The 22485-nt window shown below is 55.7% G+C and carries 22 protein-coding genes; 15 read left to right on the forward strand and 7 right to left on the reverse strand.

The genetic code is table 11. From position 1 onward, the window contains the following. Window positions 1-90: 90 nt before the first annotated feature. Window positions 91-1146, forward strand: a complete 1056-nt coding sequence (locus tag M5B42_RS02595; protein ID WP_248744941.1) for a hypothetical protein — start codon at window positions 91-93, stop codon at window positions 1144-1146. Between the two features lie 596 nt (window positions 1147-1742). Here the strand turns inward: M5B42_RS02595 and M5B42_RS02600 are convergent. Together M5B42_RS02600 and M5B42_RS02605 are read right to left on the reverse strand one after the other, a co-directional pair. Further along, window positions 1743-2054: a helix-turn-helix domain-containing protein gene (locus tag M5B42_RS02600; protein WP_121138781.1), complete on the reverse strand. Its 312-nt coding sequence runs from the start codon at window positions 2052-2054 to the stop codon at window positions 1743-1745. Beyond that, window positions 2041-2361, reverse strand: a complete 321-nt coding sequence (locus tag M5B42_RS02605; RefSeq protein ID WP_177103536.1) for a transcriptional regulator — start codon at window positions 2359-2361, stop codon at window positions 2041-2043. Before M5B42_RS02605 ends, M5B42_RS02600 begins: the two co-directional genes overlap by 14 nt. A gap of 564 nt (window positions 2362-2925) precedes the next feature. Between M5B42_RS02605 and M5B42_RS02610 the strand changes: the two genes are divergently transcribed. Continuing rightward, complete coding sequence (locus M5B42_RS02610; protein ID WP_248744942.1) at window positions 2926-3213, forward strand: hypothetical protein; 288 nt, start codon at window positions 2926-2928, stop codon at window positions 3211-3213. A gap of 106 nt (window positions 3214-3319) precedes the next feature. On the opposite strand, the gene M5B42_RS02615 is transcribed toward M5B42_RS02610, so the two are convergent. Next, entirely contained in the window at window positions 3320-3568 is a 249-nt protein-coding gene (locus tag M5B42_RS02615; RefSeq protein ID WP_177103534.1) for a plasmid stabilization protein, read from the reverse strand. A gap of 194 nt (window positions 3569-3762) precedes the next feature. Here M5B42_RS02615 and M5B42_RS02620 point away from each other — a divergent pair, with 194 nt between their 5' ends. Further along, complete coding sequence (locus M5B42_RS02620; RefSeq protein WP_248744943.1) at window positions 3763-4731, forward strand: hypothetical protein; 969 nt, start codon at window positions 3763-3765, stop codon at window positions 4729-4731. Then, the gene (locus M5B42_RS02625; protein WP_248744944.1) at window positions 4731-5105 is read left to right on the forward strand and encodes a hypothetical protein; all 375 of its coding nucleotides are present in this window, start codon (window positions 4731-4733) and stop codon (window positions 5103-5105) included. The genes M5B42_RS02620 and M5B42_RS02625 overlap by 1 nt, the downstream gene beginning before the upstream one ends. A gap of 141 nt (window positions 5106-5246) precedes the next feature. On the opposite strand, the gene M5B42_RS02630 is transcribed toward M5B42_RS02625, so the two are convergent. After that, on the reverse strand, window positions 5247-6311 hold the full coding sequence (locus M5B42_RS02630) for a carotenoid 1,2-hydratase (RefSeq protein ID WP_248744945.1): 1065 nt from the start codon (window positions 6309-6311) through the stop codon (window positions 5247-5249). A gap of 487 nt (window positions 6312-6798) precedes the next feature. Between M5B42_RS02630 and M5B42_RS02635 the strand changes: the two genes are divergently transcribed. The 5 genes from M5B42_RS02635 to M5B42_RS02655 all read left to right on the forward strand — a co-directional run bounded on the left by M5B42_RS02635 (window position 6799) and on the right by M5B42_RS02655 (window position 10085). Continuing rightward, a complete protein-coding gene (locus M5B42_RS02635; RefSeq protein WP_103495755.1) occupies window positions 6799-7101 on the forward strand; it encodes an antibiotic biosynthesis monooxygenase family protein in 303 nt (100 codons plus the stop codon). Window positions 7102-7220: 119 nt separating this feature from the next. After that, window positions 7221-7496 (forward strand): hypothetical protein, encoded by a 276-nt coding sequence (locus tag M5B42_RS02640; protein WP_248744946.1) that lies wholly within the window; start codon window positions 7221-7223, stop codon window positions 7494-7496. A 433-nt stretch (window positions 7497-7929) separates the two neighbouring features. Next, window positions 7930-8898, forward strand: a complete 969-nt coding sequence (locus M5B42_RS02645) for a hypothetical protein (RefSeq protein WP_248744947.1) — start codon at window positions 7930-7932, stop codon at window positions 8896-8898. Then, entirely contained in the window at window positions 8898-9263 is a 366-nt protein-coding gene (locus M5B42_RS02650) for a hypothetical protein (protein WP_177103532.1), read from the forward strand. The genes M5B42_RS02645 and M5B42_RS02650 overlap by 1 nt, the downstream gene beginning before the upstream one ends. A gap of 303 nt (window positions 9264-9566) precedes the next feature. Then, window positions 9567-10085, forward strand: a complete 519-nt coding sequence (locus M5B42_RS02655) for a GNAT family N-acetyltransferase (RefSeq protein ID WP_103495754.1) — start codon at window positions 9567-9569, stop codon at window positions 10083-10085. A gap of 68 nt (window positions 10086-10153) precedes the next feature. On the opposite strand, the gene M5B42_RS02660 is transcribed toward M5B42_RS02655, so the two are convergent. Both M5B42_RS02660 and M5B42_RS02665 read right to left on the reverse strand, forming a co-directional pair. After that, window positions 10154-11731, reverse strand: coding sequence for a sensor domain-containing diguanylate cyclase (locus tag M5B42_RS02660; RefSeq protein WP_248744948.1), 1578 nt, complete (start codon window positions 11729-11731; stop codon window positions 10154-10156). 119 nt (window positions 11732-11850) lie between these two features. Next, entirely contained in the window at window positions 11851-12012 is a 162-nt protein-coding gene (locus M5B42_RS02665; RefSeq protein WP_248745021.1) for a hypothetical protein, read from the reverse strand. 312 nt (window positions 12013-12324) lie between these two features. Between M5B42_RS02665 and M5B42_RS02670 the strand changes: the two genes are divergently transcribed. Together M5B42_RS02670 and M5B42_RS02675 are read left to right on the forward strand one after the other, a co-directional pair. Next, a complete protein-coding gene (locus M5B42_RS02670) occupies window positions 12325-12987 on the forward strand; it encodes a hypothetical protein (RefSeq protein ID WP_248744949.1) in 663 nt (220 codons plus the stop codon). A gap of 59 nt (window positions 12988-13046) precedes the next feature. Next, the gene (locus tag M5B42_RS02675) at window positions 13047-13988 is read left to right on the forward strand and encodes a 2-hydroxyacid dehydrogenase (protein ID WP_248744950.1); all 942 of its coding nucleotides are present in this window, start codon (window positions 13047-13049) and stop codon (window positions 13986-13988) included. Window positions 13989-14027: 39 nt separating this feature from the next. Here the strand turns inward: M5B42_RS02675 and M5B42_RS02680 are convergent, their stop codons facing one another. After that, the gene (locus M5B42_RS02680; protein WP_248744951.1) at window positions 14028-14840 is read right to left on the reverse strand and encodes a polysaccharide lyase family 7 protein; all 813 of its coding nucleotides are present in this window, start codon (window positions 14838-14840) and stop codon (window positions 14028-14030) included. A gap of 178 nt (window positions 14841-15018) precedes the next feature. Here M5B42_RS02680 and M5B42_RS02685 point away from each other — a divergent pair, with 178 nt between their 5' ends. The 4 genes from M5B42_RS02685 (at window position 15019) to M5B42_RS02700 (ending at window position 22455) form a co-directional block, all read left to right on the forward strand. Next, window positions 15019-15636: a LysE family transporter gene (locus M5B42_RS02685; RefSeq protein ID WP_248744952.1), complete on the forward strand. Its 618-nt coding sequence runs from the start codon at window positions 15019-15021 to the stop codon at window positions 15634-15636. 90 nt (window positions 15637-15726) lie between these two features. Next, complete coding sequence (locus M5B42_RS02690) at window positions 15727-15975, forward strand: plasmid stabilization protein (RefSeq protein WP_248744953.1); 249 nt, start codon at window positions 15727-15729, stop codon at window positions 15973-15975. Then, on the forward strand, window positions 15972-16391 hold the full coding sequence (locus M5B42_RS02695) for a type II toxin-antitoxin system VapC family toxin (RefSeq protein ID WP_248744954.1): 420 nt from the start codon (window positions 15972-15974) through the stop codon (window positions 16389-16391). The genes M5B42_RS02690 and M5B42_RS02695 overlap by 4 nt, the downstream gene beginning before the upstream one ends. Window positions 16392-16620: 229 nt before the next feature. Then, entirely contained in the window at window positions 16621-22455 is a 5835-nt protein-coding gene (locus M5B42_RS02700; RefSeq protein WP_248744955.1) for a DUF3320 domain-containing protein, read from the forward strand. Window positions 22456-22485: the final 30 nt, after the last annotated feature.

Below are 22485 nucleotides of genomic sequence, written 5' to 3' on the forward strand. Positions count from 1 at the left end.
AAGTTTGCTGGTTCGTTGGTCATACTGCAATTGTTTGGGTTGACAAGCTGTAACATAGGGGCGGCATGATGCAACTTGTTGGAGGAAGATATGCAGTGCATTTTTTGTTGTGAAGAAAAAGACATGCTCACCGACGAGCACATAATTCCTAAAGCTCTTGCCAGTAATTTTCTCTTGAAGCGCGCATCATGCCATGGATGTCAGACACGTTGTAACTCCTCTTTCGAACAGCAATTTTTGAAAGGATCGAATTTCATTTCGATGATACGGGCTCAACTAGGATTGCGAGGACGACGTAACGCTCCTATTTTTGGGTTCGACCAACATGGGCATCCGCTGAGTCTAGAGATTCAGCCTGGATTTCCACCGATCCGATTGGGGTTAGGGGCATCGGGACTTTATCGGCCGCCACAGGTGATTTTGACCAGTGCCGATAAAGCGCCGATCAGCTATTTTTTTCTTCCTGATACCCTCTCGCGCCCGCTCGCTCTAGACTTCTTTGATAAGGTCGTGAATGACGTACCAGAGACGGCGGTCGGCGTCGCGTTTTGGGCCGACGGCGACCTCATAACGGCTAACGGCTGGCGTGACCTTTTAGAAATGTTCGTAGCTTGGGCGAATCGGCGTCAGCTCTTAGCAATGGCAAGTTGCTTAGCTACAGGAAATGCTTCTATGAGTTTTTCTTTGGACTGGAGTGTCGGCTATCGTGATCGAGGATTATCGAAAATAGCGTTCACTTACTTGCTCAGCGTACTTGATGAAAGCCGCCGCTTTGGTGATGAGTTCGAGTCTATGAGGCAATATATTCTTAACGGGAAAATCGATTCGTCGATGGCGTGGAATGGGCCGATATTGCAGTTGAAATTGTTGCCTACCGCTTTCCCCGTAGAATTGAATTTTAGCTATCTTCTTGCAACAGTGTGCGTTGCAAGCGATGTTTATGTTCTCGTTCAGTTGCATATGATGGGGATGTTTTGTGTGAAAATAAATGTCGCTGATAGTGATCTTGTTGTTCCCGATACATTGATGACTTTTGATCTCGATAAAGTCGGCGATAATTATGTCATGCGCAGAACATCTCATGTTGGAGCAAGCCTGGAGGATCTCGCATCCGGTGTTCGTGAAAGTGTGGGCGCGTTGGGCTGATACAGCCTGAGTTAAATAAATCCGTCCCCATTTCCTATTTTCTTTCGACGGCTTGAATTTTCTTTAGATTGAGCCATCGTGTTTGATGCCAATGACGGCAGATAAGGGATTATGAATATGGCTAACGTGTATGTGGAGCCGCGTCCGAAGGGCAGGTCAGACGGCGCGGCAATCGACCATTATGTGCTTGAGCATGCCGGTGGAACGAGCGTTGATGGGATTCGTCACGGAACGCAGGAGGCCGCCATTAAAGCGGCTAAAGCCCTGGGGCACAGCCCCTTGGTAGGGCGTGTACGTGATACCAGCAAAGGTAACCCTGACCACTGGAGGTCAGCATAGCTGAATTGAGTGGTCAAAACGATTAGAGCAAAACTAGGGTAGATTCTAGCCCGGTAAGGGCTTATGGTTGAAAATGCCCATTTCGCCAGCCTGTGACGGTCTGGCGTAGCGTAAGGATGGGCTCGAAGTCCTGATTCACGACACGTTTTCCCTCATGCCAAAGCTCTGTTGTCCTCATCGGGCAACAGGGCTTCCTATATCTAGGGGCGTGGCGCACAGGCACCGCAATCTACTAGGCTACCGGGCTCGCTTTTAACTTAGCTTGCTAATACGTCCCGAAAAACATCAGGTCGAAGTGCCGCGATATGCAGCAATGATCTGGCAGCACCAGACGGAGAGCGTCGCCCTTGCTCCCATTCCTGAAGCGTTCGCACCGACACGCCTAGCAGTTCGGCAAATTTGGGTTGTGACAGCCCCGTCTTGCTGCGTGCTTCGGCGGCCTCGGTCACTTCTACCCGATGCACTTCACCATGGCGGCCGGCCTTCACATCAATGATGGCGGCTAACAGCTCTTCGCCTAGGTTGCGTTTGGCATCACGCGCCAAGAGTTCTTTTTCAGTCAGGACCATGATTCATCTCCTTTGCGATTTTGCGCAGGACATGCGCCGGTATGTTCTCGGTAGCACCTTTGCCGTAGATCAGCAGGGCAACCAATGCTCCGCTAGCGAGTTGCGTGGTATAGATCACCCTCACGGCACCGCTTTTGCCACGGCCATCCATGCTCCAGCGTACTTTTCGGCAACCTTCAGAACCGGGTATGACCGCTCCCGCATCCGGGTTGTTGGCCAGATAGGACATGAAGGCACCACGTTCTTCTTCAGTCCAGTAATCGGGCCAAAGCTTGCTAAACAGTGGGGATTCGATAATTGTCAGCATGCGCAGATCATACGTCTTTGACGTAGTTTTCTGCAAGGGCGTCTATTTTTGAGTGAAAGCCCTTGCTTAAAAATTGCTACATCAGACTTTTTCAGGCGGGAAAACATCAATAGGTATTGGGATGGCTAGGCTAGTCCGCCCAATCCATCATCGGGGTGATGCGGAAGCGTCGAGATGGCTCGGATTGGGGGGGGAGTTCAAAGGCATGAACGGCCCGTCGCTGTGGCACAGTCTGTACTCGGCACGGGCTTGCGTGGCGAATGAGGCTCAGGTTTTGAGTGTTGCCGAAGATTGCTGCTTCACCACTTTCGGTTGCATAGGCACACTCCGCGCCCTATAGTCGAACTTCGCAGCAAATTCTGCGAGCGACCTTGGCCGGTCGGAATTGCAGCAGGCGCACCAGCGCCCAACTCACCCTTGCAGGCGCTTTTTTTATGCCTGTGATGTGGTTTCATGGCGGCTGTGCGCGGGACACCTTCGGGTGTGCCGGGACCTGTTGCCCTGGTCGGCCAACCCGTGTACAGCTGCCACCCTCACTCGCTTGGCCGCGAATGGTGGTAGCTCTTGGTAATCAACAGGAGCTTTACCAAATGGACTACACCCCCCCTCGATTCATCCAAACCCACCGAACACACCATCCTTTTCATCGACAGACAAGCCCCACTGCATGATCTGCTGGCCTGTGCCGCCCAACGCATTACGTCTGCGCGGGATATGCTGGACAGCGTGTCGTGCATGAGCACTCATCACTCGGATGGTATCGATTTGATGCGTATTTCTGGCGTGGCCGCGCTGTTGCTACAAGATGGTTGTGATGTGCTGCGGGTCGTTGAGCAGCGCTTAATGGCCTGACCCTGTATCGGGTGGCGTGTCGCTCAACGAAATGATCAGGTGTTATCTGATGGCGATCGGGCAGGCACGCCCCCTTGGAAAACCGTCCTCTTTTCAGAGTTCCGGTTCATAGATCATCAAGGGAGATCTTTATGGTTGGCGCGTTCTCACGTTCATGGCAGATAGCGACCAGTTCCATGTCCTCCAAGAGCTCCATCATAGCCTCATACTCTGTATCGGGAACGCAGTAGAGTGCTGGCTCGTTGCGATTGATGGGGGACACAGGGACGTTGCCGTCAGCCGTCACGGAGTCAATTGGATTTTTCTTCAGGTTGGAGATTCTTGCGACCGTTTGTGACAGCAAAATATGAGTCACGAAAGAGCTCCTTGCGGATATTAACGGAGGATTGGCTACCATTCTTGTCAGCCTACGGGAGCTTAACTTTTCTAGTGTGTGGGATGTTTCTGGTGGTCGTCTAGGAACTGTCTCAAACAGCGGTATCGCTCTTCTTTTGGTGTTTATCTGCCTTTATATCTAGCGCTATTTTTCATACATCAAGGATGTGAAATATGGCGCACGGATTCATCAATGAAAAGACCACTCATTACCCCAGTATAAAAAGCCAGCTGCTGATACAGCGCGGCTCACATGCGCTCACCAAGTTCGACACGATCAATAGTCACCTGCGCCGCTCGATGGTGACCCCAGGGCAACTGGTGATCGTACCCGACGACAGCACGGCGTCCTGCACCTTTGAAGAGGCCTGGTTGATGACACGGGCCCGGGAAGTCGATCTGGCCCTGAGTCTCGACCCCAGGGCGGGTGTCGAGATCCTGAACAACTATGATTTGTTGCAGGGTTTGCTGGGTTACAGCTCGATCGGCATCGGTAGTTCCACTGCGGCCTGGGGGCGGCATTTGACCGGGGTTGAGGGCACCTTGAAGGAGATCGAAAAGCTGCATCAGCAGCATCTGAAAGGCGGCGCTTCGACCAGGTCCGAGTTCATCGCCAAGCGGCAGGCGTTGTTCCAGAAGTTGGACACACAACTCCAGGGCGTCGGCCATTACGGCACCAGCCTGCGGCACAACAAGTCGATCAAGAAAATGCTCGGTATTTCCACCCGACGCTATCTGCATCGCCAGGACATCGACGGATATGCGCAGCGGATTAACAAGATTGCCAATACCTCCCGTGTTCTGAGCAAAGGCGGCTATGTAGGTATGGCGCTTGACGTGGGGGCTGCAGGATTGGCCATTCAAGAGGCGTGTTCGATGGGGCGGGAGGAGCAGTGTAGAAAAGCCTGGTATGTGGAGGGCGGTAAAGCGGCGGGAGGGATTGCGGGGTCTTATGCCGGAGGCAGGTTTGGAGCCCATGTCGGGGGTATTGTATGCGCCGTTGGGTTGGGTGTCGTTTCGGGAGGATGGGGCGCTTTGAGTTGCGGGATTATTGGCGGAGCTGTCGGTAGCTATGCCCTCGGGACGATGAGTGGCGGTTGGGGGGAGCGTGCCGGTGATTTAATTTATGAGGGAGCACGCTAATGATGACATTGAAGAACGTGGCCGCTGTTCTGTTCCTGTTTTTGAATTTTTTTAGTATTGGTTTGTTGGCCTATCTTGCCAAAACCAAACTGGATGTAGCCGAGGCATACTTCAAGGATAATGCCTGGATGACCGGTCATCACCGATGGTGGGGAGGCAACTCCTATGACAGTCGAATTATGAGGGTGCTTTTTGTCGGGTCGTTCTTCATGTTTCCGAAGCTTTATATACGGCGAGGATGGCTCACCGAACAAGAACTTGAGCCTGTTCCAATAGCCTTGCAGAGATGGTTCAAACTCCCCCAGTACTTGGGGATACTATTTGTTTTGCTCTGCATCTTTCATCTGGTGGTGCCCGTCACCGATGAATTGTGATGAGGGAAAAGGGGGCGCCGTTAGCATTCTTGCCGGCCAGCCGGATGCAAAACAGACTCCAGACGCCCGACAGTTTTTCGCCTTGCAGGTGTAGGCAAGACCGGCCCCAATGTCTGAAACAAAGACATCAGGGCCATCCCCCTATGACTGTTGCTCGTTCCAGGCCGTACCCTGCACCGGCTTGCCTTTGAAGGTACCGCTGGCCTTGGCCACGCCTTCATAGGTATCACTGGGCTTTGTGCCAGGAAGCGTGGGGAAGGGAAAGTCTTGCGCATCCACCAAACTGACCACATGGAGCACGGCATCGAACGATGGAATCTCGACCTTGAACTCCATGAAGAACACCACGCCGGTCGGACCGGTCCAGGTTCTTCCGGTCGGCGTCATCGTGCAATCCGTCTGGAAGTAGGTGGTTCCATCGGGGAACTCGATCGTTGCCTTGCTCGGCACCGGCACATCGAGCTTTGGCGCAGGAGCACTCTTGCTGAATGTCGTGTAGTGCGAGATGTGCACTCCGTTGTCCAACTGCATGGCCTGCAGGAACCACATGACCGGGTGGGCAGCGTCTCCGAAGTTGCCATACTCGTGGTCCATCCACGTAAGCCCCTCCACAGCAAACTTATCGTCACCGACGGTCAGTGTCCCCTCCGTGTGTATCCGTGTCAGCGAGTAGTAGTAGTTGTTCTGCTTCAGGCCGCCCGGTTTTTCCGGGTAGTCCCGCACACCATGGCCCCATACAAACAGCGGACGTCCTTCCTGTGACATCTTCAACGAAAACTTCACGACCGTCTTGGTGTCCGTGTCCACGATCACGGCTTCTACCTGCATGTTTTTGGTCGGGTCAGCCTGCGGGGCTTTCATCGTCACATAGGACACGCCGTCGAGGCCTGTCTGTTTCACCCACCAGTCCTTGCTCGGGTCGCTTTCCGCCCAATCCTTGATACCCGGAATCAAGGAGGTCAGTTGATAGTGCTTCTGGTTCTCTACATCCGTCAGCATCACCTGGAAGAATCCCAGGGGATAGAACGCCGCCGTGTTGATCTCAAAGCCGAAGACACGCTCGCCTGCCTTGAGCGTGCCGGTGTGCCACCACCATTCAGTCGGTGCGCCGACGTGCAGGTACTGGTCCTTGGGAAGGTGGAGGACCACTTCGGACGGGGGAATGGGAACAGGAACAGGAGGATGCGCAAGCTGCGATAACTTCATGATGTCGCCTCTCTCTATGGAAACCAGATGGTGGGTGTCGACCGCGCCTGTACCCGCGCACTGCTGTGCGCCTGTGCAGGAGAAAGAAATCTACTGTCAGCGAAGGCCGGGGCAACCCGGCTCGGCAGGGGAAGGGCTGTCAGGGCGAAGGAGGGGTGTCGCACACTCGAGGTGACACCTGGGCTGGTCATGTCTTCTTCCATGAAAGAGGAGCATCGTTATGGGCCGGCTATTGGGGCCGAGGTTTCAAACGTCCTGGCCGATAAGGCTAGCTGACAATTCTGAAGCTGCAATATCAATTTGATGTCATTGGTTATTCAGGGCTGGATGCCGAAAAGACATTGCCAGCATGGCCCCCAAGGGCAAGTGCTACTCCGACCCGGCTTGCTGTACGGGCGCCAATCATGCTTTCCTGCCATGTCCGTGGGATCGGTGGCATTACCGCAATGTGCAATCAAACTTCTGAATACCAGCATGGGGCCTGTTTATGTCGAGTGAAGTGAAGCTGGTTGTTTTGATTTCCACCCAGGCAGGGCGAGGGCAGGCGCAGATTGATGCATTTGAAAAGCTTGCCCCACTGGTCAGAAATGAAGAGGGATGCCTGCAATACGATCTTCATCGGGTTGCTGGCAATGATGACCAGTTTGTTTTGATGGAGCGATGGGCATCGACATCAGCCCTGGCGGCTCATGACCTTACGCCTCATATGATTGCGGCGGGTACACACAACCCTACCTTCAGGGCTGGTCCCGCAACCGTTTTGCACCTTGGTCCAACGATTCCAGCCTAGCTGACTCTGTATTGGTGTCAGCGGAAAGCGCTATGTAACGCCTCGAAACGAAAGGCTCCAACCCATCTAGTTCTCAGGCGTTATTCTGGTGGCAATCAGCATTGTCCCATTGGTTTTACATGTCTAAAAATCGTGGAAATGGATACCGCTACCAGATCCTCCGACCGGCCGCCTTGTTATTGCCGTTGAGCAGTAATGCTATTCCATCAAATCTCATGACCCGTGAGGTGTCTATGAAAAAGCCTAGGCATGAACCCAAGCCGATGATGGCCGCTCGCTTCCAGGCTGAGGCCCGTGCCGCATTGGTCAAGCGCTCTGACAAGCGCAACCGTTTCCTTGACGTTGCCCTTGCTCAGGGTGCCGAATTCGAGCCTGTCGGCCGCCTTGCCGGCTGAAGTACCTTTGAATCAGCAAAAGCTGCCCTAATCGGCGGTTTTTTTGTACACCCTGACATAGGAACGCCAATGCTTTGGGGACACTACAGATCTCCGAGGGTAGGGCTTTGGTGTTCAGTCCCGGAGTGAGGGGGGGATTTGAAACGATCCAGGATTGAGTCTGCAAGCTGGTTGTGATGTGTTGTGGTTTGTTGAATCGCGCATAAGGCCCTGACGCGGCATGGCGTGGCGTTCAACGAAATGATCACGGGCTATTTGATCGCGGTCGAGCGAGCACGCTCCTATTTTGTAAGGTATTATCAGTATTGGCTGATTAGTAGGATTTTTCTGATAATTAGTTAGGATCTGTATTAAGCAGCGAAGCTGCTCTTTTTTTCAGTGTTTATCTGCCCTTATATCCATCGTCATCTTTCACACATCAAGGATGTGGAGCATGGCGCACGGATTCATCAATGAAAAGACCACCCATTACCCCAGTCTAAAAAGCCAGTTGCTGATACAGCGCGGCTCACATGCGTTCACCAAGTTTGACACGACCAATAGTCACCTGCGCCGCTCGATGGTCACCCCAGGGCAACTGGTGATCGTACCCGACGACAGCACGGCCTCCTGCACCTTTGAAGAAGCCTGGTTGATGACCCGGGCCCGGGAAGTCGATCTGGCCCTGAGCCTCGAACCCAGGGCAGGTGTCGAGATCCTGAACAACTATGATTTGTTGCAGGGGTTGCTGGGTTATAGCTCGATTGGCATCGGCAGCACCACGGCGGCCTGGGGACGGCATTTGAGTGGGGTTGAGGACACCTTGAAGGAAATCGAAAAACTGCATCAGCAGCATTTGAAAGGCGCTGCTTCAGCCAGGGCTGAGTTCATCGCCAAGCGGCAGGTACTGTTCCAGAAGTTGGACACGCAACTCCAGGGCGTCGGCCATTACGGAACCAGCCTGCGGCATAACAAGTCGATCAAGAAGATGCTCGGTATTTCTACCCGACGCTACCTGCATCGCCAGGATATCGACGGGTACGCGCAGCGGATCAATAAGATTGCCAGTACTTCTCGTTTCTTGAGCAAAGGCGGCTATGTAGGCATGGCGCTGGATGTGGGGGCGGCGGGGTTGGCGATTCAGGAGGCGTGTTCGATGGGGCGGGAGGAACAGTGCAGGAAGGCGCGCTATGTGGAAGGGGCCAAAGCGGCGGGCGGGATTACGGGCTCTTACTACGGAGGAAAATTTGGAGCACGTGCGGGGCTGCTGGTTTGCGGCCTTGGATTGGGCATCGTATCAGGGGGATGGGGAGCGTTGAGTTGCCGAATCATTGCTGGAGCCGCAGGTGGCTATATCGGCGGACTGCTCGGGGGAGGAGCGGGAGAGTTTACAGGGGATGTGATTTATGAGAGGGCACATTGATGATGACGTTAGAGATCGCGGGTGCTTTTCTAGTTCTGCTCCTGAATTTCTTTGGTCTCGGTCTTTCGGCCTATGTCGCTAAAACCAAGCTGGATCTGGCTGAGGTTTACCTCAAGGATAATGTGGTGGTGATGGCGGAACGCCGATACTGGAGAGGTAACTCCTATAACGACCGAATGGCGAGGACGTTTGCCATCGGTGGGCTTTTCGTGTTTTCAACGCGTTGCATACGACGTGGGTGGCTTACCGAGCAAGAGTTGGAGTCCATTCCAATAACCCTCAGGCGCTGGTTCGTCGTCCCTTTTTACTTAGGGATGCTGTTTTTATCGATTGCTATCATTTATTGGGGATGGCAACAGTTTTAATAAATGCCTTCTTATGGAGGTGTATCAAATTGTAGCTATTTTTGACACATTTTTTCATGTTCCCTGGTGTCGATTTGTGCATGCTTGAGCAACTTCCATAAGCTTCTCCTGAGCGACTGATCGGTCCTTTCGCCTGCTCGAAAAGTTTCATGTTCGAAAGCTTGAGGTGTTTCAACGCATCAGCGAATATCGCCGGTCTCAGCTATACCCCTATATAGAGTCCTCAGACTCAACAGCCAGGCACCCGGCCTGACACAGCATGCCGGAACTTGACTTTCAATTCGCAGAAGAGGTTTCGCGTCTATGCAAGACAGCCATATCATTATCAGGCCGCTGTCGGAGATTGATGCGCAACCGTACAGGGAAATCCGCCTTCGCGCGATTGTCGATGCCCCCTCCACCATGTGGCCAACGGCCGAGGAAGAGCTGGCGTGGCCGGTGGCGCAAACCGAGGCCCTGCTTCATGCCACTGTGCATGAGATTGTGTTCGGGGCCTTTGCCGGAGAACACCTGATAGGGGTCACCAGCCTGCACCGTGAGCCTGTTCGACAGGCCGAGCACACCGGCTTTGTATGGGGCGTCTTTGTTGATTCGGCTTATCGTCGACAAGGCGTCGCGCGCAAACTCTTCGAAGCCGTCGTCGCGCAGGCCAGGGCGACTGGCGTCATTCAGCTCCATCTGTCCGTCAATACCGAGAACTTCGCCGCCAGCAACTTCTATCGCTCGCTTGGCTTCGAGTCCTTCGGCATCAAGCCCCGCGTGCTGTGGGTCGGCGGACGCTTTTATGATGAAGAGCAAATGGGGCTGCGCCTGGACGACTGACGCAGAGATGTACCCTGATGGCGGCCAAGTGTGCCGAGCAACGATCACGTGGTCGGCCCGGCGCCAGTCTAGGTTTTCTCGGGTAGCTCCGCTTCTTCCACCATCACGCAGTTGCGGCCGTTCTGCTTGGCCCGGTACAGCAGCTTGTCCGCCTTCTCGAATACGGCGGCGACGGATTCCCTCTCTGGCGTCCAGAGGGCAACGCCGAACGAAACCGTGATGTGTCCGACGGTATCGATGGCTTTGCTTTCGATCGAGGCCCGAAGCCGTTCGGCCACTTCGGCCGCCGTCTTGAGCGAGCTGTCCGGGAGCAGCAGCACAAACTCTTCACCGCCCACCCGGCAGGGCAAGTCGTTCGCCCGTGAGTTCTGTTTCATCAGGTCGGCGACGATTCGAAGGGTTTCATCGCCCGCACCATGACCGAAGGTGTCGTTTACCCGCTTGAAGTGATCGATGTCCAGGGACACAACGGCAAATGAATGACCGGTTTCCTCCCAGAGCGTCAGCGCATCTTGCATGGCCCGGCGATTGGCCAGCCCGGTCAGCGCATCGCTCTGGGCCTGCCGGTTCAGCCGGCTGATCTTTTCCTGCAGCAGGCCGACGCTGAACAGCAGGGCCCGACGGATTTGCCAGGCTTCGTTGAAAAAGGCTGAAACCGCACTGATGCGCTTGTAGCTGTCAGGCGCATCCAGGCGTTTCGCATACCTGGCCAGCAGGGAAAGGGGGCTGGCTATCTTCGTCCCCGACCACCAGATGAGCACGAGGCCGAGCAGTCCCAGGGGGGCGATTCCCTTGCCGACTTTGATCATCAGGTGATTCAGCGTCGCCAGGGTATTGTTGAGCGGCTGTTGTGAAACCACGCCCCAGCCGCTGCTGGACACGGTTTCGAAGCCGGCAAGCATTTCGATGCCGTTGGCATCGTGGGACTGGAGGCTACCGTTCCTGTTTTGCAAGGCGGCATCCACGATGGGGTCATCTCCCACGATGGTGCCGATGTTGTCGGGTCGAGGGTGATAGAGCACGCGACGTGTTTTGTCGACCAGATAAACATAGGCCCCGTCATGGCGGACATGCTGATCGACCAGGGTGTGCAGGGCGTTTTCCTGGTCGAGCCGGACGGTCCCGCCGATAAGGCCCAGGTATTCTCCCCTGGCGCCGAATACGGGATAAGAGATGAAGATCACGAGATTGCCGGCGATCGACTTGAATGCGTTGCTGATCTTCGGCTCGCGGCTTTGCAGGGGCTCTGTGTTGCGCAGCGCCTGGCCATTGATGTTCAGACTCTCTGGCGCCGATGCCACGACCGTGCCGGAGGCGTTGGCCATCAGGATGGAATTGAAACTGTTGTCCTGATTCAGCAATCGCAGGGCTTCGTCACCCAGGCGTCCCTGGTCGTTAAAACCCTTGCCGATAACACTGGCGCTGTATTTGAGCTTGTCGATGTCGGAGCTGAGGACTTGCTCGATACCCGCGGCGATTCTTGAGGCATAGTCCTTGTTGTTATCGAGTGCGTGGGTAATCAGTTCCTGTTTCTGAACCTTGTAGATAACCCAGAAACTGTTGGCCAGGGTGGTGACTGCGGAGAGTAGTGCAATCAGCAGGATGAGAGTGCGCAGGTTAAGCGTTGGCTTTGGCCGGGTGGGCATTTGATGAGATCCGGATAGACATGGGAATACCTGTAGCGTGGGTGAAGCACGGGGACGATGGGCGCGCGTGGCTTACGCGGCCCTATCGTTCCCGGGGTCTGCTATTGCTGGGGGGGCCTTCAACCGCGGCGTGTCAGCCCCGTTAGTGTATCGGCAATTGTCTTGGTCCGCCGAGAGGTCCCTTCGGTCATCTGGCCGGAGTCTTCCAGGGCATCGAGCAAGCTGCGCAGGGTGCCCGACGACGAGGGGTGGGCCCGGTTGAGCAAATGAGAGAGATTCATCAAGCACTACCTCAGGATAAACCGCGGATTGTTATTGTGGATAACAGCGGTCCTTTGCCGTAGGGGTGGCTTGCAGGGCTTGGCGATGCTGATTGGAGCGTTGCCCCGGCGGAACCCCTGCTGTTCAGCGTGATATCAATGTGATTTCAGATGTTGATTTTGGTCAATGAAACCGCTCAGGGGGCTTTTGCTGGTTGCCTCTGCGGGCATGGTCAAACTGGCGTCATTGTGGGATTGAGGAAGACAGAGAAAGGCCAAGGTTGGTAGCATTCGGCCACTGTTGACTCTTTGATCGCATAGAGATGTGAATTGATGAAAAAGAAGCTACTGGCAGGCCTGTTCGTGGGTATGGGGATGGCGGCCTGTTCGTTGAGTGCCATGGCCGGCGACAACCTCTTCAAAAGTTATGTGTATGGAACGCCAATGGCCGATTACAAAGCGGCTGATGGTTACTACGATTGCTCTGCCGAGATTGGAGCAACAGCGCTTTGCCTTGATAATGTCGACTTCATTGAACACAAGTTTATGGCAGCGTTGGTGTTTTCCGGCGCCAAGTTGATCATGGTTTCCCTGGTCAGTCCTTTTGATCAGGATTTATATGCGAGTGTTGCCGGGACGCTGGGCAAGACGTTCAAATTGTCTGCCCTGTCGGATGGTAAGTCGCAGTTGGATGTGATTCAGCTGGCCGCGACCGCCCCCAGTCGAGATGTGTTTGCGTCCAAACTTCAAAGTTATGAGTCTGGAGGCCTGAGTGGCGGCACGTTGAGCTATACCTTTATCGAAGGTGTGGATCGAGAGAAGAAGTTTTCCAATATTGCCGCGCAGTTGGCGGCGTTGCCAGACAACGTTCGCTCGGCGGAGCTTATGTTGACAGGGGAGGGCGCTGACTCGGCACTGATTATCAGATTCAGCTTCCCAAAGCTTGAAGCTAATAAGGTGGCTGAGGCCGCCAAAAAGCCAGTCGAATCCTTCTAGGAACAAGAGGGACGGGGGGCACCCCAAACCCGCACAGGCTAGGCCGAGAGGAGCTGTCCATGGTCCGAGATCTCCTGGTTCTGATCGAGCTGGCCCCCGAGAGTCTGGCTCGACTGGAAACCGCCGGCTTCAAAACCCATGTGGCGTTGTCGGCTGAAGCGAAGGCCGGCACGCTCAAGGCGCTCGGCCCTCAGATTCAAGCCGTTCTGACAAACGGGTCTACGGGACTCTCGGCCGACGAAATGGCCTCCCTGCCTCAACTCAAGATCATCTGCGCCCAGGGCGCGGGCTACGAAAAGGTCGATCTGGTTGCGGCTCGTGCACGCGATATCGTCGTGACACACGGTCCTGGCACCAATGATGCCTCGGTCGCTGACCATGCGATCGCCCTGTTGATGGCCATTGTCAGAGGCATACCACAGGCCGACGCCGCCGTTCGTCACGGCCAATGGGCCCACTCCAGACAGCCACGTCCCATGCTCTCGAAAAAGAAACTGGGGATCCTGGGGTTGGGCAATATCGGGCAGCAGATTGCCCGGCGCGGCGTCGGCGGATTCGAGATGTCGGTGGGGTATCACAGCCGTCATCCGCGACACGACTCGCCCTTCACCTATTTTGATACGCCGGTGGCCTTGGCAAGCTGGGCCGATTTCCTGATCGTGGCCACGCCCGGTGGTGCGGGGACATTTCATCTGGTCGACACCACGGTACTGAAAGCCCTTGGCCCCGACGGCTATCTGGTCAATATCGCCCGAGGCAGCGTTGTGGATACCGCTGCACTTATCTCGGCACTGACAAACAGGGAAATCGCCGGGGCGGCACTGGATGTCGTGGAAGGCGAGCCTGAGGTGCCGGCGGCATTTGCCAACCTGAATAACTTGATCCTGACGCCGCATATAGCGGGGCGCTCACCGGAAGCGGTCACCGCCACGCTGCAACTGGTCATTGAAAACCTGACGGCGTATTTCTCAGGAAGCCCCGTCCTGACACCGGTGCCCTGATACTGGCCGCTGTGCCAATGTTTGCGCTTCTTCCATTTTTTATTCGTAATTAATATTCAGGGCGCTGTACGCCACAATAGCTACATCCCCGGTGGTGTCAGAGGTTTGATTGTAATTCCCGGCTTTGAAATACAAATTTACGCCGTCCCATCCTGACTTCGGAAAGATGAACGTCTTGCTTGATGTTTGACCCGCCGCTGTCACCTTAACCCGCAAGGTCATTTCATTGTCAGAGCCTTTGGCTTCTATCGTGTAATCTATTTTGTCGTTAAGGCTGATGCCGGATAACAAGGTTGATCGGCTCTCTTTGTCGCCATAGTGCGTTTTTGTTCCCGCAATAATGGCGCCGTCCTTCCAGCGGAGCTTGAGCAGCTCCGATCCACCTGGTTTATCCCCATGAATCTGCGCGAAGATAATGGACTTGGTGTGTGGGTTCTGCACGATATAGGCTTCACCGGATTGGCTGGCATTCAGTGGGCCGCCGATGGTGAATTCTCTCTTGGCTCTCAGCTCAACGCGGGGGTAGTCGCTGTGGGCGGTGGCTTTGAGTCCTGAGGGTGTGCTGAAAATGATGGCGCCCTCAGGCACGCCTTTGTGGCAATTGTTTGATGTGTAGCAGTTTGTGTAGAAATATGAATTCTGCAAGTTGTCGGTTATCGATATTTCTTCTGGCAGGTTGGCGTCATTGAAATCCTGGAGAAGGTACGAGCTGGTCAGCGTTGGAAAGTTATGGCCTGGTGCTTTGCTGGCATCGAGTGAAAAGGCGTAGGTGCAACTGAGTGTCATGGTGATAGCGGCTGTGAAGTTGATAATGGATTTGGTGCTGATCAGTTTGTATGGGCTCGCCATCATCTTCTGTTACTCCAAGTGTTGATTTGGATTGGATCACTTTAAAAGAGCAGGGCTTTAGAGCGCTACGATAGCGTGTCGGGTCCCGGCCACCCAATGAAATATGAGTCATCAGCGTTTCTGGTCCGCAGGCTATTCGTTTATGATCACGCTAACTTTTACGTTTTCCAGAGGATTGGCCATGGCGGAACTCTTGGCGGTGATCTCCATTACCCTGTTGGCTGTCATCAGCCCTGGCCCCGATTTCGCCATGGTGACGCGTAACAGCCTGATGTTGTCCCGCCGAGCGGGCGTGCTCACGGCCCTGGGCATCGGGCTGGGCGTGCTGGTCCACGTCAGCTACACCCTGATTGGCCTGGGACTGCTGATCCAGCAGTCGCTGTGGCTGTTCAACACCATCAAGCTGGCGGGGGCTGCGTACCTCATCTGGCTGGGGGGGAAGATGTTGCGGACCCAGCCCAGTGGAACGCTGGCCGAGAGCGCTGTTGCACCGCTGTCGGATTTTGCCGCGCTGCGCACGGGTTTCCTGACCAATGTCCTGAATCCGAAGACGACGATCTTTATCATCAGCCTGTTCATGCAGGTGGTTCGTCCCGATACGCCGATGGCCGTGCAGATCGGTTATGGGGCTTTTATCTCGGGTGCGCATATGGCCTGGTTCAGTGTGGTGGCCTTGTGCTTTTCGGCGAGCGCCGTGCGTGAACGGTTGATGGCGGTGCGTCACTGGATCGACCGCGCGTTCGGCGGGTTGCTGGTGGGTTTTGGTGTTTTGCTGGCTGTTGCCAGAGGGGTGCGCTGACGGTGCATTCAAGGTCGCCGGACCTTAAAGGAATTGCCCTGATTGCAATCAATGCTTAAAATGCAATCATTGATGAATGGGAGGTGTGTCATGGCCAGCATGACGATTCGTAATGTTGATGAGCAGTTAAAGGCGCGCTTGAGAGTACAAGCGGCACTACATGGTCGCTCCATGGAGGAGGAGGCTCGCGATATCCTGCGTTCGGCATTGTCAGCAGTGTCCGGGCGCTCCGGCTCGCTAGTCGAGACCATTCGTGCACGGATTGAACCTTTAGGCGGCATGGAGTTGGACATTGCGCCACGCGAGACTATGCGTGAACCACCGGATTTCGATGCATGATCATTCTGGATACCAATGTCCTGTCCGAAATCATGCGACCTGTTCCTGCAACTGGGGTCGTGGGATGGCTACTGAAGCAGCCTCGCGCCTCATTGTTTACCACCACGATTACTCGTGGTGAGATTCTTTATGGTTTGCGCCTGATGCCCGAAGGACAGCGACGTGACCGTTTGTGGGGCGTGGCTTTGGATATTTTCAATATCGACTTTTCCGGTCGATTGCTTGGGTTCGACAGTGATGCGGCGGATGCCTTTGCCGAAATATCCGCATTACGCCGCCTTGCAGGCGCTCCCATCAGTCAGTTTGATGCCATGATCGCTGCGATGGCATGCTCGCGGGGGGCGATATTGGCAACCCGCAACGTCAAGGATTTTGTCGGTTGTGGCGTCGATGTCGTGAACCCTTGGGATTGTTAGCGATTGCTTTGAGTCCTCACGGCTTCAACCATGGATAGCTTGGCCGCCCTGCTGATTGTATGCACGGGCTGGGGTCGGATATGAAGTAAGGTCGAAATAACGTTAGTTACGATTTCCTTTGCCCCTGTCGATAAAGCAATTCCAAATCCATGAGCACTCATGGACTATAGGCGTCATTTACTCGCCCCCTTCGCTTGGGGCGTGCGCATGCCGCTCAAGGAGTCCATGGATGAGCATCAAGATCGAGGCAGTGATTGCCCGCAAGATTGGCTTCGCCTCTCACCAGAACTCCGTGCCTCTGGTGCGTGAACTGAGTGTCTGGAATCAGGGCGAACAACCCTTTCAAGACTTGGTGCTGACCCTCGGCACCGACCCCGCTTTCGTTGAAGCTCGGACCTGGCGTCTCGATCGCCTCAATCCTGGCGATAACCTGCGTATCACCGAACGCGACATAAAACTCAATGCAGGCTATCTCGCGGGTCTCAGTGAGAGTCTTTGCGCCGACGTGGTGTTGCGCCTGACTCATGGCGACATTCTGCTGGTCGAGCAGCGTTTTGCCACAGAACTTTTGGCGCGCACGGAGTGGGGCGGTCTGAGCGCTATGCCTGAGTTGCTGGCTGCGTTCTGTATGCCGAATGATCCTGCGGTCGACCGCGTACTCAAGGCCGCGTCACAGGTTTTACGTCGGGCCGGCAAGAAAGATGGTATCGATGGTTACGAAAGCAAGTCACGTACACGTAGCTGGGAGTTGACCTCAGCCATCTGGTCGGCGGTTTGCAGTTTGAAGCTGAGCTATGCGCTACCGCCTGCCAGTTTCGAGCAACAAGGTCAAAAGGTCCGGCCCCCAAGCTTGGTGCTTGAGAACGGAGTTGCAACCTGCCTGGATACGGCATTGCTGTTTGCCGCAGCGCTGGAGCAGGCGGGGTTGAATGCCTTGTTGATCATGACCAAGGGACACGCCTTCACTGGGGTCTGGTTGCAGCCCCAGGAATTTTCTCAGTTACTCACCGACGAGGCGTCGGCGGTACGCAAGCGCCAGGATCTCAAGGAAATGGTGGTGTTCGAAACCACCCTGGCGACTCAGGCGCCAGTCCCAGGCTTCAACCAGGCGGTAGCTGCCGCCGAGCGGCAGTTGGTTGACGAACAGTTCATCATGGCCATCGATCTGCACCGTGCACGGATGCAGAAAATTCGCCCGTTGGCGCTAGCAGCCGGATTGCCGGCGGGTGATGTGCCAGACGAAGTGCCACAGTCCGAAGAAGGTCTGGAAGAGGCACCGGCGCTACCTGGCTTCGATGTGGAGATAAGCTTGGGCAGTGAGGGGCCGGCTGGCAAGCTGACCTTATGGCAGCGCAAGCTGCTCGATCTCACCACTCGCAACCGCCTGTTGCACTTGCCTGATAGTGCCAAAGGGGTGCGCTTGCTCTGTGCCGATCCGGCGGTGCTAGAGGACGTGCTCGCCAGCGGCCAGAAAATTCGCGTGGTTCCAGTGCCTGACCTGGAGAGCGGCGGGCGTGACCCTGCCCTCTATGAGCAGCAAAATCGTGAAAGCCTGGTGGATGAAGTCGCCCGCCAAGCACTGGGCCGTGGAGAAGTGCTTGCAAGTCTGGAGAAGGTCAAACTTGAAGCGACGTTGATCGACCTCTACCGCAAAGCACGTAGCGATTTGGAAGAGGGTGGGGCGAACACGCTCTTTCTGGCGATTGGCTTTCTCAAATGGAAGAAAAGTATCGATGACCCCAAGTCTTACTCGGCACCCCTGATCCTGCTGCCAGTCAAACTTGAACGCAAAAGCGCGTTGTCAGGCGTGACCCTGAGCTTGCTGGACGAGGAGGCGCGCTTCAACCTAACTCTTCTGGAGCTTTTGCGGCACGACTTCGAACTCGTTATTCCAGGGCTGGAAGGCGAGTTACCCAGTGATGAAAGTGGCATCGATGTGCCTGAAATCTGGAACATGGTGCGCCGCGCGGTTCGTGATGTACCAGGATTCGAAGTCAGCACCGAAGTCGTATTGGGTACCTTCTCTTTTGCCAAATACCTGATGTGGAAGGACCTCGCCGCAAACGCTGAGCAACTGCTGAAAAGCCCTCTGGTCAAACACTTGCTTGAGCGTGACCCGGGAGGCGAAAGTTTTGTTGGCTCTGATGATTTTCCCCGTCCGGAGCAACTCGATGCCACCGTCACACCGGCACAATTGTTCACCCCGTTACCGGCAGACTCTTCTCAGCTGTCCGCAGTAGTTGCCTCGGCGGGCCATCACAGTTTCGTGCTCGACGGTCCGCCTGGTACCGGGAAATCGCAAACCATCGCCAATATGATCGCCCACAACCTCGCCCTTGGCCGGCGCGTGCTGTTTGTGGCTGAGAAGCGTGCGGCGCTTGATGTGGTTTATCGGCGACTGGCTGAAAAAGGTCTTGGCGAATTTTGCCTTGAACTGCATTCCAACAAGGCTTCCAAGGTCGAGGTGCTTAAGCAACTCGACCGGGCCTGGGACGTTCGCGATGGTTTGAGCGCCGAGGACTGGGAGCGCGAGGCGCACAAGTTGCAGATGCTACGTGTACGGCTCAACCAGATGGTTGAGGTGCTGCATCGACGCTGGCATAACGGTTTGTCATTGCATCAGGCTATCGGTCGTGTGGTGCGCGACCATGTTCCGTCGACGCCGCGGCTGGTATGGCCGGCAGGTACGGAACATGATCGGGCCGAGTACAACGCGTTGCTGGATATTGCCCGGCGTCTGGGTCTTAACGGCGAGGCCGCTCGGGACTTGTCGAGCGGATTTGGGGTGTTGGCTCAAACTCAATGGTCCAACGCCTGGCAGGCGCAGATCGCGAGCAGTGCCCGCGAAGTCCCCCAAGCCCTTGATGCCTTGAATATTGCTAGCGAACGGCTGCTCACCCTGACACATTTGCCCTTGCCTGTGACGGAAGTGGCTCAGATCCAGCAGCTAAGCGAGCTGGTGAGCTTGCTCGGCGAATGCCATGGCCTGAACTTGGCCTTTGCCTTTGCCCCTGATGCCAGTACTCGCATAGACGCTGCTCGACGCGCGTGCCAACTGATCGAGGGTTACCGCGAATTGCAGCAAAGCCTCTCGGTGAGTTATGCCGAAGAAGCTTGCCGCCGCATTCCCTTCGAAGCTATGCGCCAGGAGTGGCAGGAGGCCGAGGGTAAATTCTGGTTTTTTGCCAGCTTGGCGAAGAAAAAGGTAGCCAAGCGTTTAGCCTCTGCCGGTGGTGCCACGGGGCTACCGGATCCCTTGAGCGATCTCGCCACCTTGGAGCGCTTACACACCCAATTGCTAGAGCTGGACAGCCTCGCGGGTGATCTGCAATCGATTCCCGGTTGGCAGGGGCTTGCCAGTGACAGCGCACGTCTGCTGCAGGTCATCACACTGGCTGAGCGTCTGCGCAACAAGCTCAGTGTGCTGGCCGAGTCACCCGATCACTTGATCACCCTGCGCAGCGCAGTGGCGCGGTTAGTCGTCGAGGCTAACGACATGCTGGGTGCTGACGGTCAGATAGGCGTCGCCCTGGTGACGTTACAACAGGCTATGACCCATTACGACGAGGTGGCTCGGCTGTTCGCTGGTCTGTCGGTGACGAGCGGCGAAACGCCTCTCGCTGTGTCCACTTTGCGCACCACATCGGCCTCGATCCAACGTCAGGAGGAACAACTCAAGGCCTGGTGTGACTGGTGTCGAGTGCGAGAGCAAGCTCGCGCGGCAGGTCTTGCCCCCTTGGCCCAGGCGTTAGAAGAGGGGGGATTGATACCTTCGGCCACCGAAGAAACGTTTGTCACCGCCTACTCCCACTGGTTCGCCACTCAGGGTATCGACGGCGAACCGTTGCTGCGCACTTTCGTCGCTGCCGAACATATGAGTGATATTGCCGCCTTTAATCGTTTGGACGACGAACTGGCGAAACTCACCGTTCGCTACATCCGCGCACGGCTCTGCGGGCTGATTCCCTCGAAGAACGACATCGCCAAGAACAGCGGTTTTGCCATCCTTAAACATGAGTTGCAGAAATCACGTCGGCACAAGCCGGTCCGCCAATTAGCGATTGAGATGGGTGATGCACTGAATCGTCTGGCTCCATGCATGCTCATGAGTCCGTTGTCGATTGCTCAGTTCCTTCCTGCTGATCAACCATTGTTCGATTTGGTGATTTTCGACGAGGCGTCGCAGATTGCGCCCTGGGACGCTATCGGCTCGATTGCCCGTGGTAAGCAGGTAGTGATTGCCGGTGACCCTCGACAGATGCCGCCGACCAACTTCTTCAATCGTGGTGCGAATGCGGGTGACGACGACACTGCTGAAGACATGGAAAGCATCCTCGATGAATGCCTTGGTGCTGGCGTGCCCAGTCATAGCCTCAGTTGGCACTACCGCAGTCGTCATGAAAGCTTGATCGCATTCTCCAACCACCGCTACTACGACAGTAATCTCATTACGTTTCCGGCCTCCGAGACTCGCGCCAGCGCGGTCGAATGGCGCCGTGTCGAAGGTGTTTATGCCAAGGGAAAAGGGCGTTACAACCAGGCGGAAGCTGAAGCAATCGTCAAGGAAACCGTCAAACGCCTGACTGATCCCGCATTCGTTGCAGCCGGTCATTCCATCGGCATCATCACTCTGAACTCCGATCAGCAGAAGCTCATCAATGACCTGTTGGACGCGGCTCGCCAACAATATCCTCAGATTGAACCGTTCTTTCAGGACAGCCAGGCTGAGCCGGTGGTGGTGAAAAACCTGGAAACCGTACAGGGCGACGAACGCGACCTGATTATGCTCGGCATCGGCTATGGACCTACCGAAGCCGGAGCACCAGTGATGTCGATGAACTTCGGACCGCTCAACAAGGACGGTGGCTGGCGTAGACTGAACGTCGCCATTACCCGTTCGCGTCGGGAGATGTTGGTGTTCTCCTCTTTCGATCCGTCGATGATCGATCTCAACCGTACCAATGCTCGTGCCGTGCGTGACCTCAAGCATTTCATCGAATTTGCTCAGCGCGGTCCCAGGGCCTTGGCCGAGGCCGTGCAGGGATCGGTGGGTGGCTACGACTCACCCTTTGAGGAAGCCGTGGCCCAAGGGCTGAGAAGTCTGGGATGGCAAGTTGTACCGCAGATCGGTGTGTCGCGTTTTCGTATCGATCTGGGCATCGTCCATCCGGACCGGCCAGGTGATTACTTGGCGGGTGTCGAGTGTGACGGTGCGACCTACCACAGCGCAGCGACTGCACGCGATCGCGACAAGGTCCGCGGAATGATTTTGCGTGGTCTCGGCTGGGATCTGGTACGGCTGTGGTCCACTGAGTGGTGGGTCGATAAGGACGGAGCGCTGCAGCGTCTGGACGGTGCGTTGAACCGTCTTTTGCTGCAATCACGTGCTACGCCGCTGCCCGAGCCTGTTGCTGAACCGGTGGTGGCGTCGACGGTGATCGACTTTCCTCAGCGCACTGATGTGGAGGAGAGATCACCCGAGGTTCCGGTAACGCCTCCGGCCGAGGTGTTGCTTGAGGCATCCGATCTCCGTATCGCACGCGCCTATAGCACTGATGCTGGTTCGACCGTGCAGCGCGGCGAGTACCGTATTGCCGACCTTTCGGCTCTCGAGTCGGTGATTGACGCCGAGCAGTTCCATCTGCCGACGTACACTCCGGTATTGCGCGATATCATCGCAGAAGTATTGCGCCAGGAAGCGCCAATGCTTGACGCGCTTCTGGTTCAGCGGATTGCTCGATCCCACGGTTTCCAGCGCTCTGGCCGGCTGATTCGTGATCGAGTGCTCGAACTTGCTGAACAGCATCACCATGTGCAACAGGCGGCGGGCGACGAGGCCTTCGTCTGGCAGACCAAGGATGATGTGTTGGGCTGGTCGACCTATCGGGTTCCAGTGTCGGCTAATGACGCGCGCTCGATTGAGGAAATTTGTGCTGAAGAGCTGCGTGTTGCGGCAGGGATCATCGATGCAGCGGATCCGGCGCTGGAGGTGGCGCGATTGTTGGGCGTCAAGCGTCTTACGGGGATGGCACGCGAGCGTATCGAGCGGATTTTGCAAGGGTAGCGACATAGCGGAGTTATGAAGAAATGCGTG

Origin of the sequence: Pseudomonas sp. MWU12-2037, from assembly GCF_023242345.1 — a bacterium.
Taxonomy (GTDB): Bacteria; Pseudomonadota; Gammaproteobacteria; order Pseudomonadales; family Pseudomonadaceae; genus Aquipseudomonas; species Aquipseudomonas gingeri_D.

Coding starts and splice junctions, on each gene's coding strand:
- M5B42_RS02655 (WP_103495754.1), top strand. CDS start 9,567: ATGCAAGACAGCCATATCATTATCAGGCCGCTGTCGGAGATTGATGCG.
- M5B42_RS02665 (WP_248745021.1), bottom strand. CDS start 12,012: ATGAATCTCTCTCATTTGCTCAACCGGGCCCACCCCTCGTCGTCGGGC.
- M5B42_RS02595 (WP_248744941.1), top strand. CDS start 91: ATGCAGTGCATTTTTTGTTGTGAAGAAAAAGACATGCTCACCGACGAG.
- M5B42_RS02630 (WP_248744945.1), bottom strand. CDS start 6,311: ATGAAGTTATCGCAGCTTGCGCATCCTCCTGTTCCTGTTCCCATTCCC.
- M5B42_RS02620 (WP_248744943.1), top strand. CDS start 3,763: ATGGCGCACGGATTCATCAATGAAAAGACCACTCATTACCCCAGTATA.
- M5B42_RS02670 (WP_248744949.1), top strand. CDS start 12,325: ATGAAAAAGAAGCTACTGGCAGGCCTGTTCGTGGGTATGGGGATGGCG.
- M5B42_RS02625 (WP_248744944.1), top strand. CDS start 4,731: ATGATGACATTGAAGAACGTGGCCGCTGTTCTGTTCCTGTTTTTGAAT.
- M5B42_RS02645 (WP_248744947.1), top strand. CDS start 7,930: ATGGCGCACGGATTCATCAATGAAAAGACCACCCATTACCCCAGTCTA.
- M5B42_RS02675 (WP_248744950.1), top strand. CDS start 13,047: ATGGTCCGAGATCTCCTGGTTCTGATCGAGCTGGCCCCCGAGAGTCTG.
- M5B42_RS02600 (WP_121138781.1), bottom strand. CDS start 2,054: ATGGTCCTGACTGAAAAAGAACTCTTGGCGCGTGATGCCAAACGCAAC.
- M5B42_RS02660 (WP_248744948.1), bottom strand. CDS start 11,731: ATGCCCACCCGGCCAAAGCCAACGCTTAACCTGCGCACTCTCATCCTG.
- M5B42_RS02650 (WP_177103532.1), top strand. CDS start 8,898: ATGATGACGTTAGAGATCGCGGGTGCTTTTCTAGTTCTGCTCCTGAAT.
- M5B42_RS02605 (WP_177103536.1), bottom strand. CDS start 2,361: ATGCTGACAATTATCGAATCCCCACTGTTTAGCAAGCTTTGGCCCGAT.
- M5B42_RS02685 (WP_248744952.1), top strand. CDS start 15,019: ATGGCGGAACTCTTGGCGGTGATCTCCATTACCCTGTTGGCTGTCATC.
- M5B42_RS02690 (WP_248744953.1), top strand. CDS start 15,727: ATGGCCAGCATGACGATTCGTAATGTTGATGAGCAGTTAAAGGCGCGC.
- M5B42_RS02640 (WP_248744946.1), top strand. CDS start 7,221: ATGTCTAAAAATCGTGGAAATGGATACCGCTACCAGATCCTCCGACCG.
- M5B42_RS02635 (WP_103495755.1), top strand. CDS start 6,799: ATGTCGAGTGAAGTGAAGCTGGTTGTTTTGATTTCCACCCAGGCAGGG.
- M5B42_RS02700 (WP_248744955.1), top strand. CDS start 16,621: ATGAGCATCAAGATCGAGGCAGTGATTGCCCGCAAGATTGGCTTCGCC.
- M5B42_RS02695 (WP_248744954.1), top strand. CDS start 15,972: ATGATCATTCTGGATACCAATGTCCTGTCCGAAATCATGCGACCTGTT.
- M5B42_RS02680 (WP_248744951.1), bottom strand. CDS start 14,840: ATGATGGCGAGCCCATACAAACTGATCAGCACCAAATCCATTATCAAC.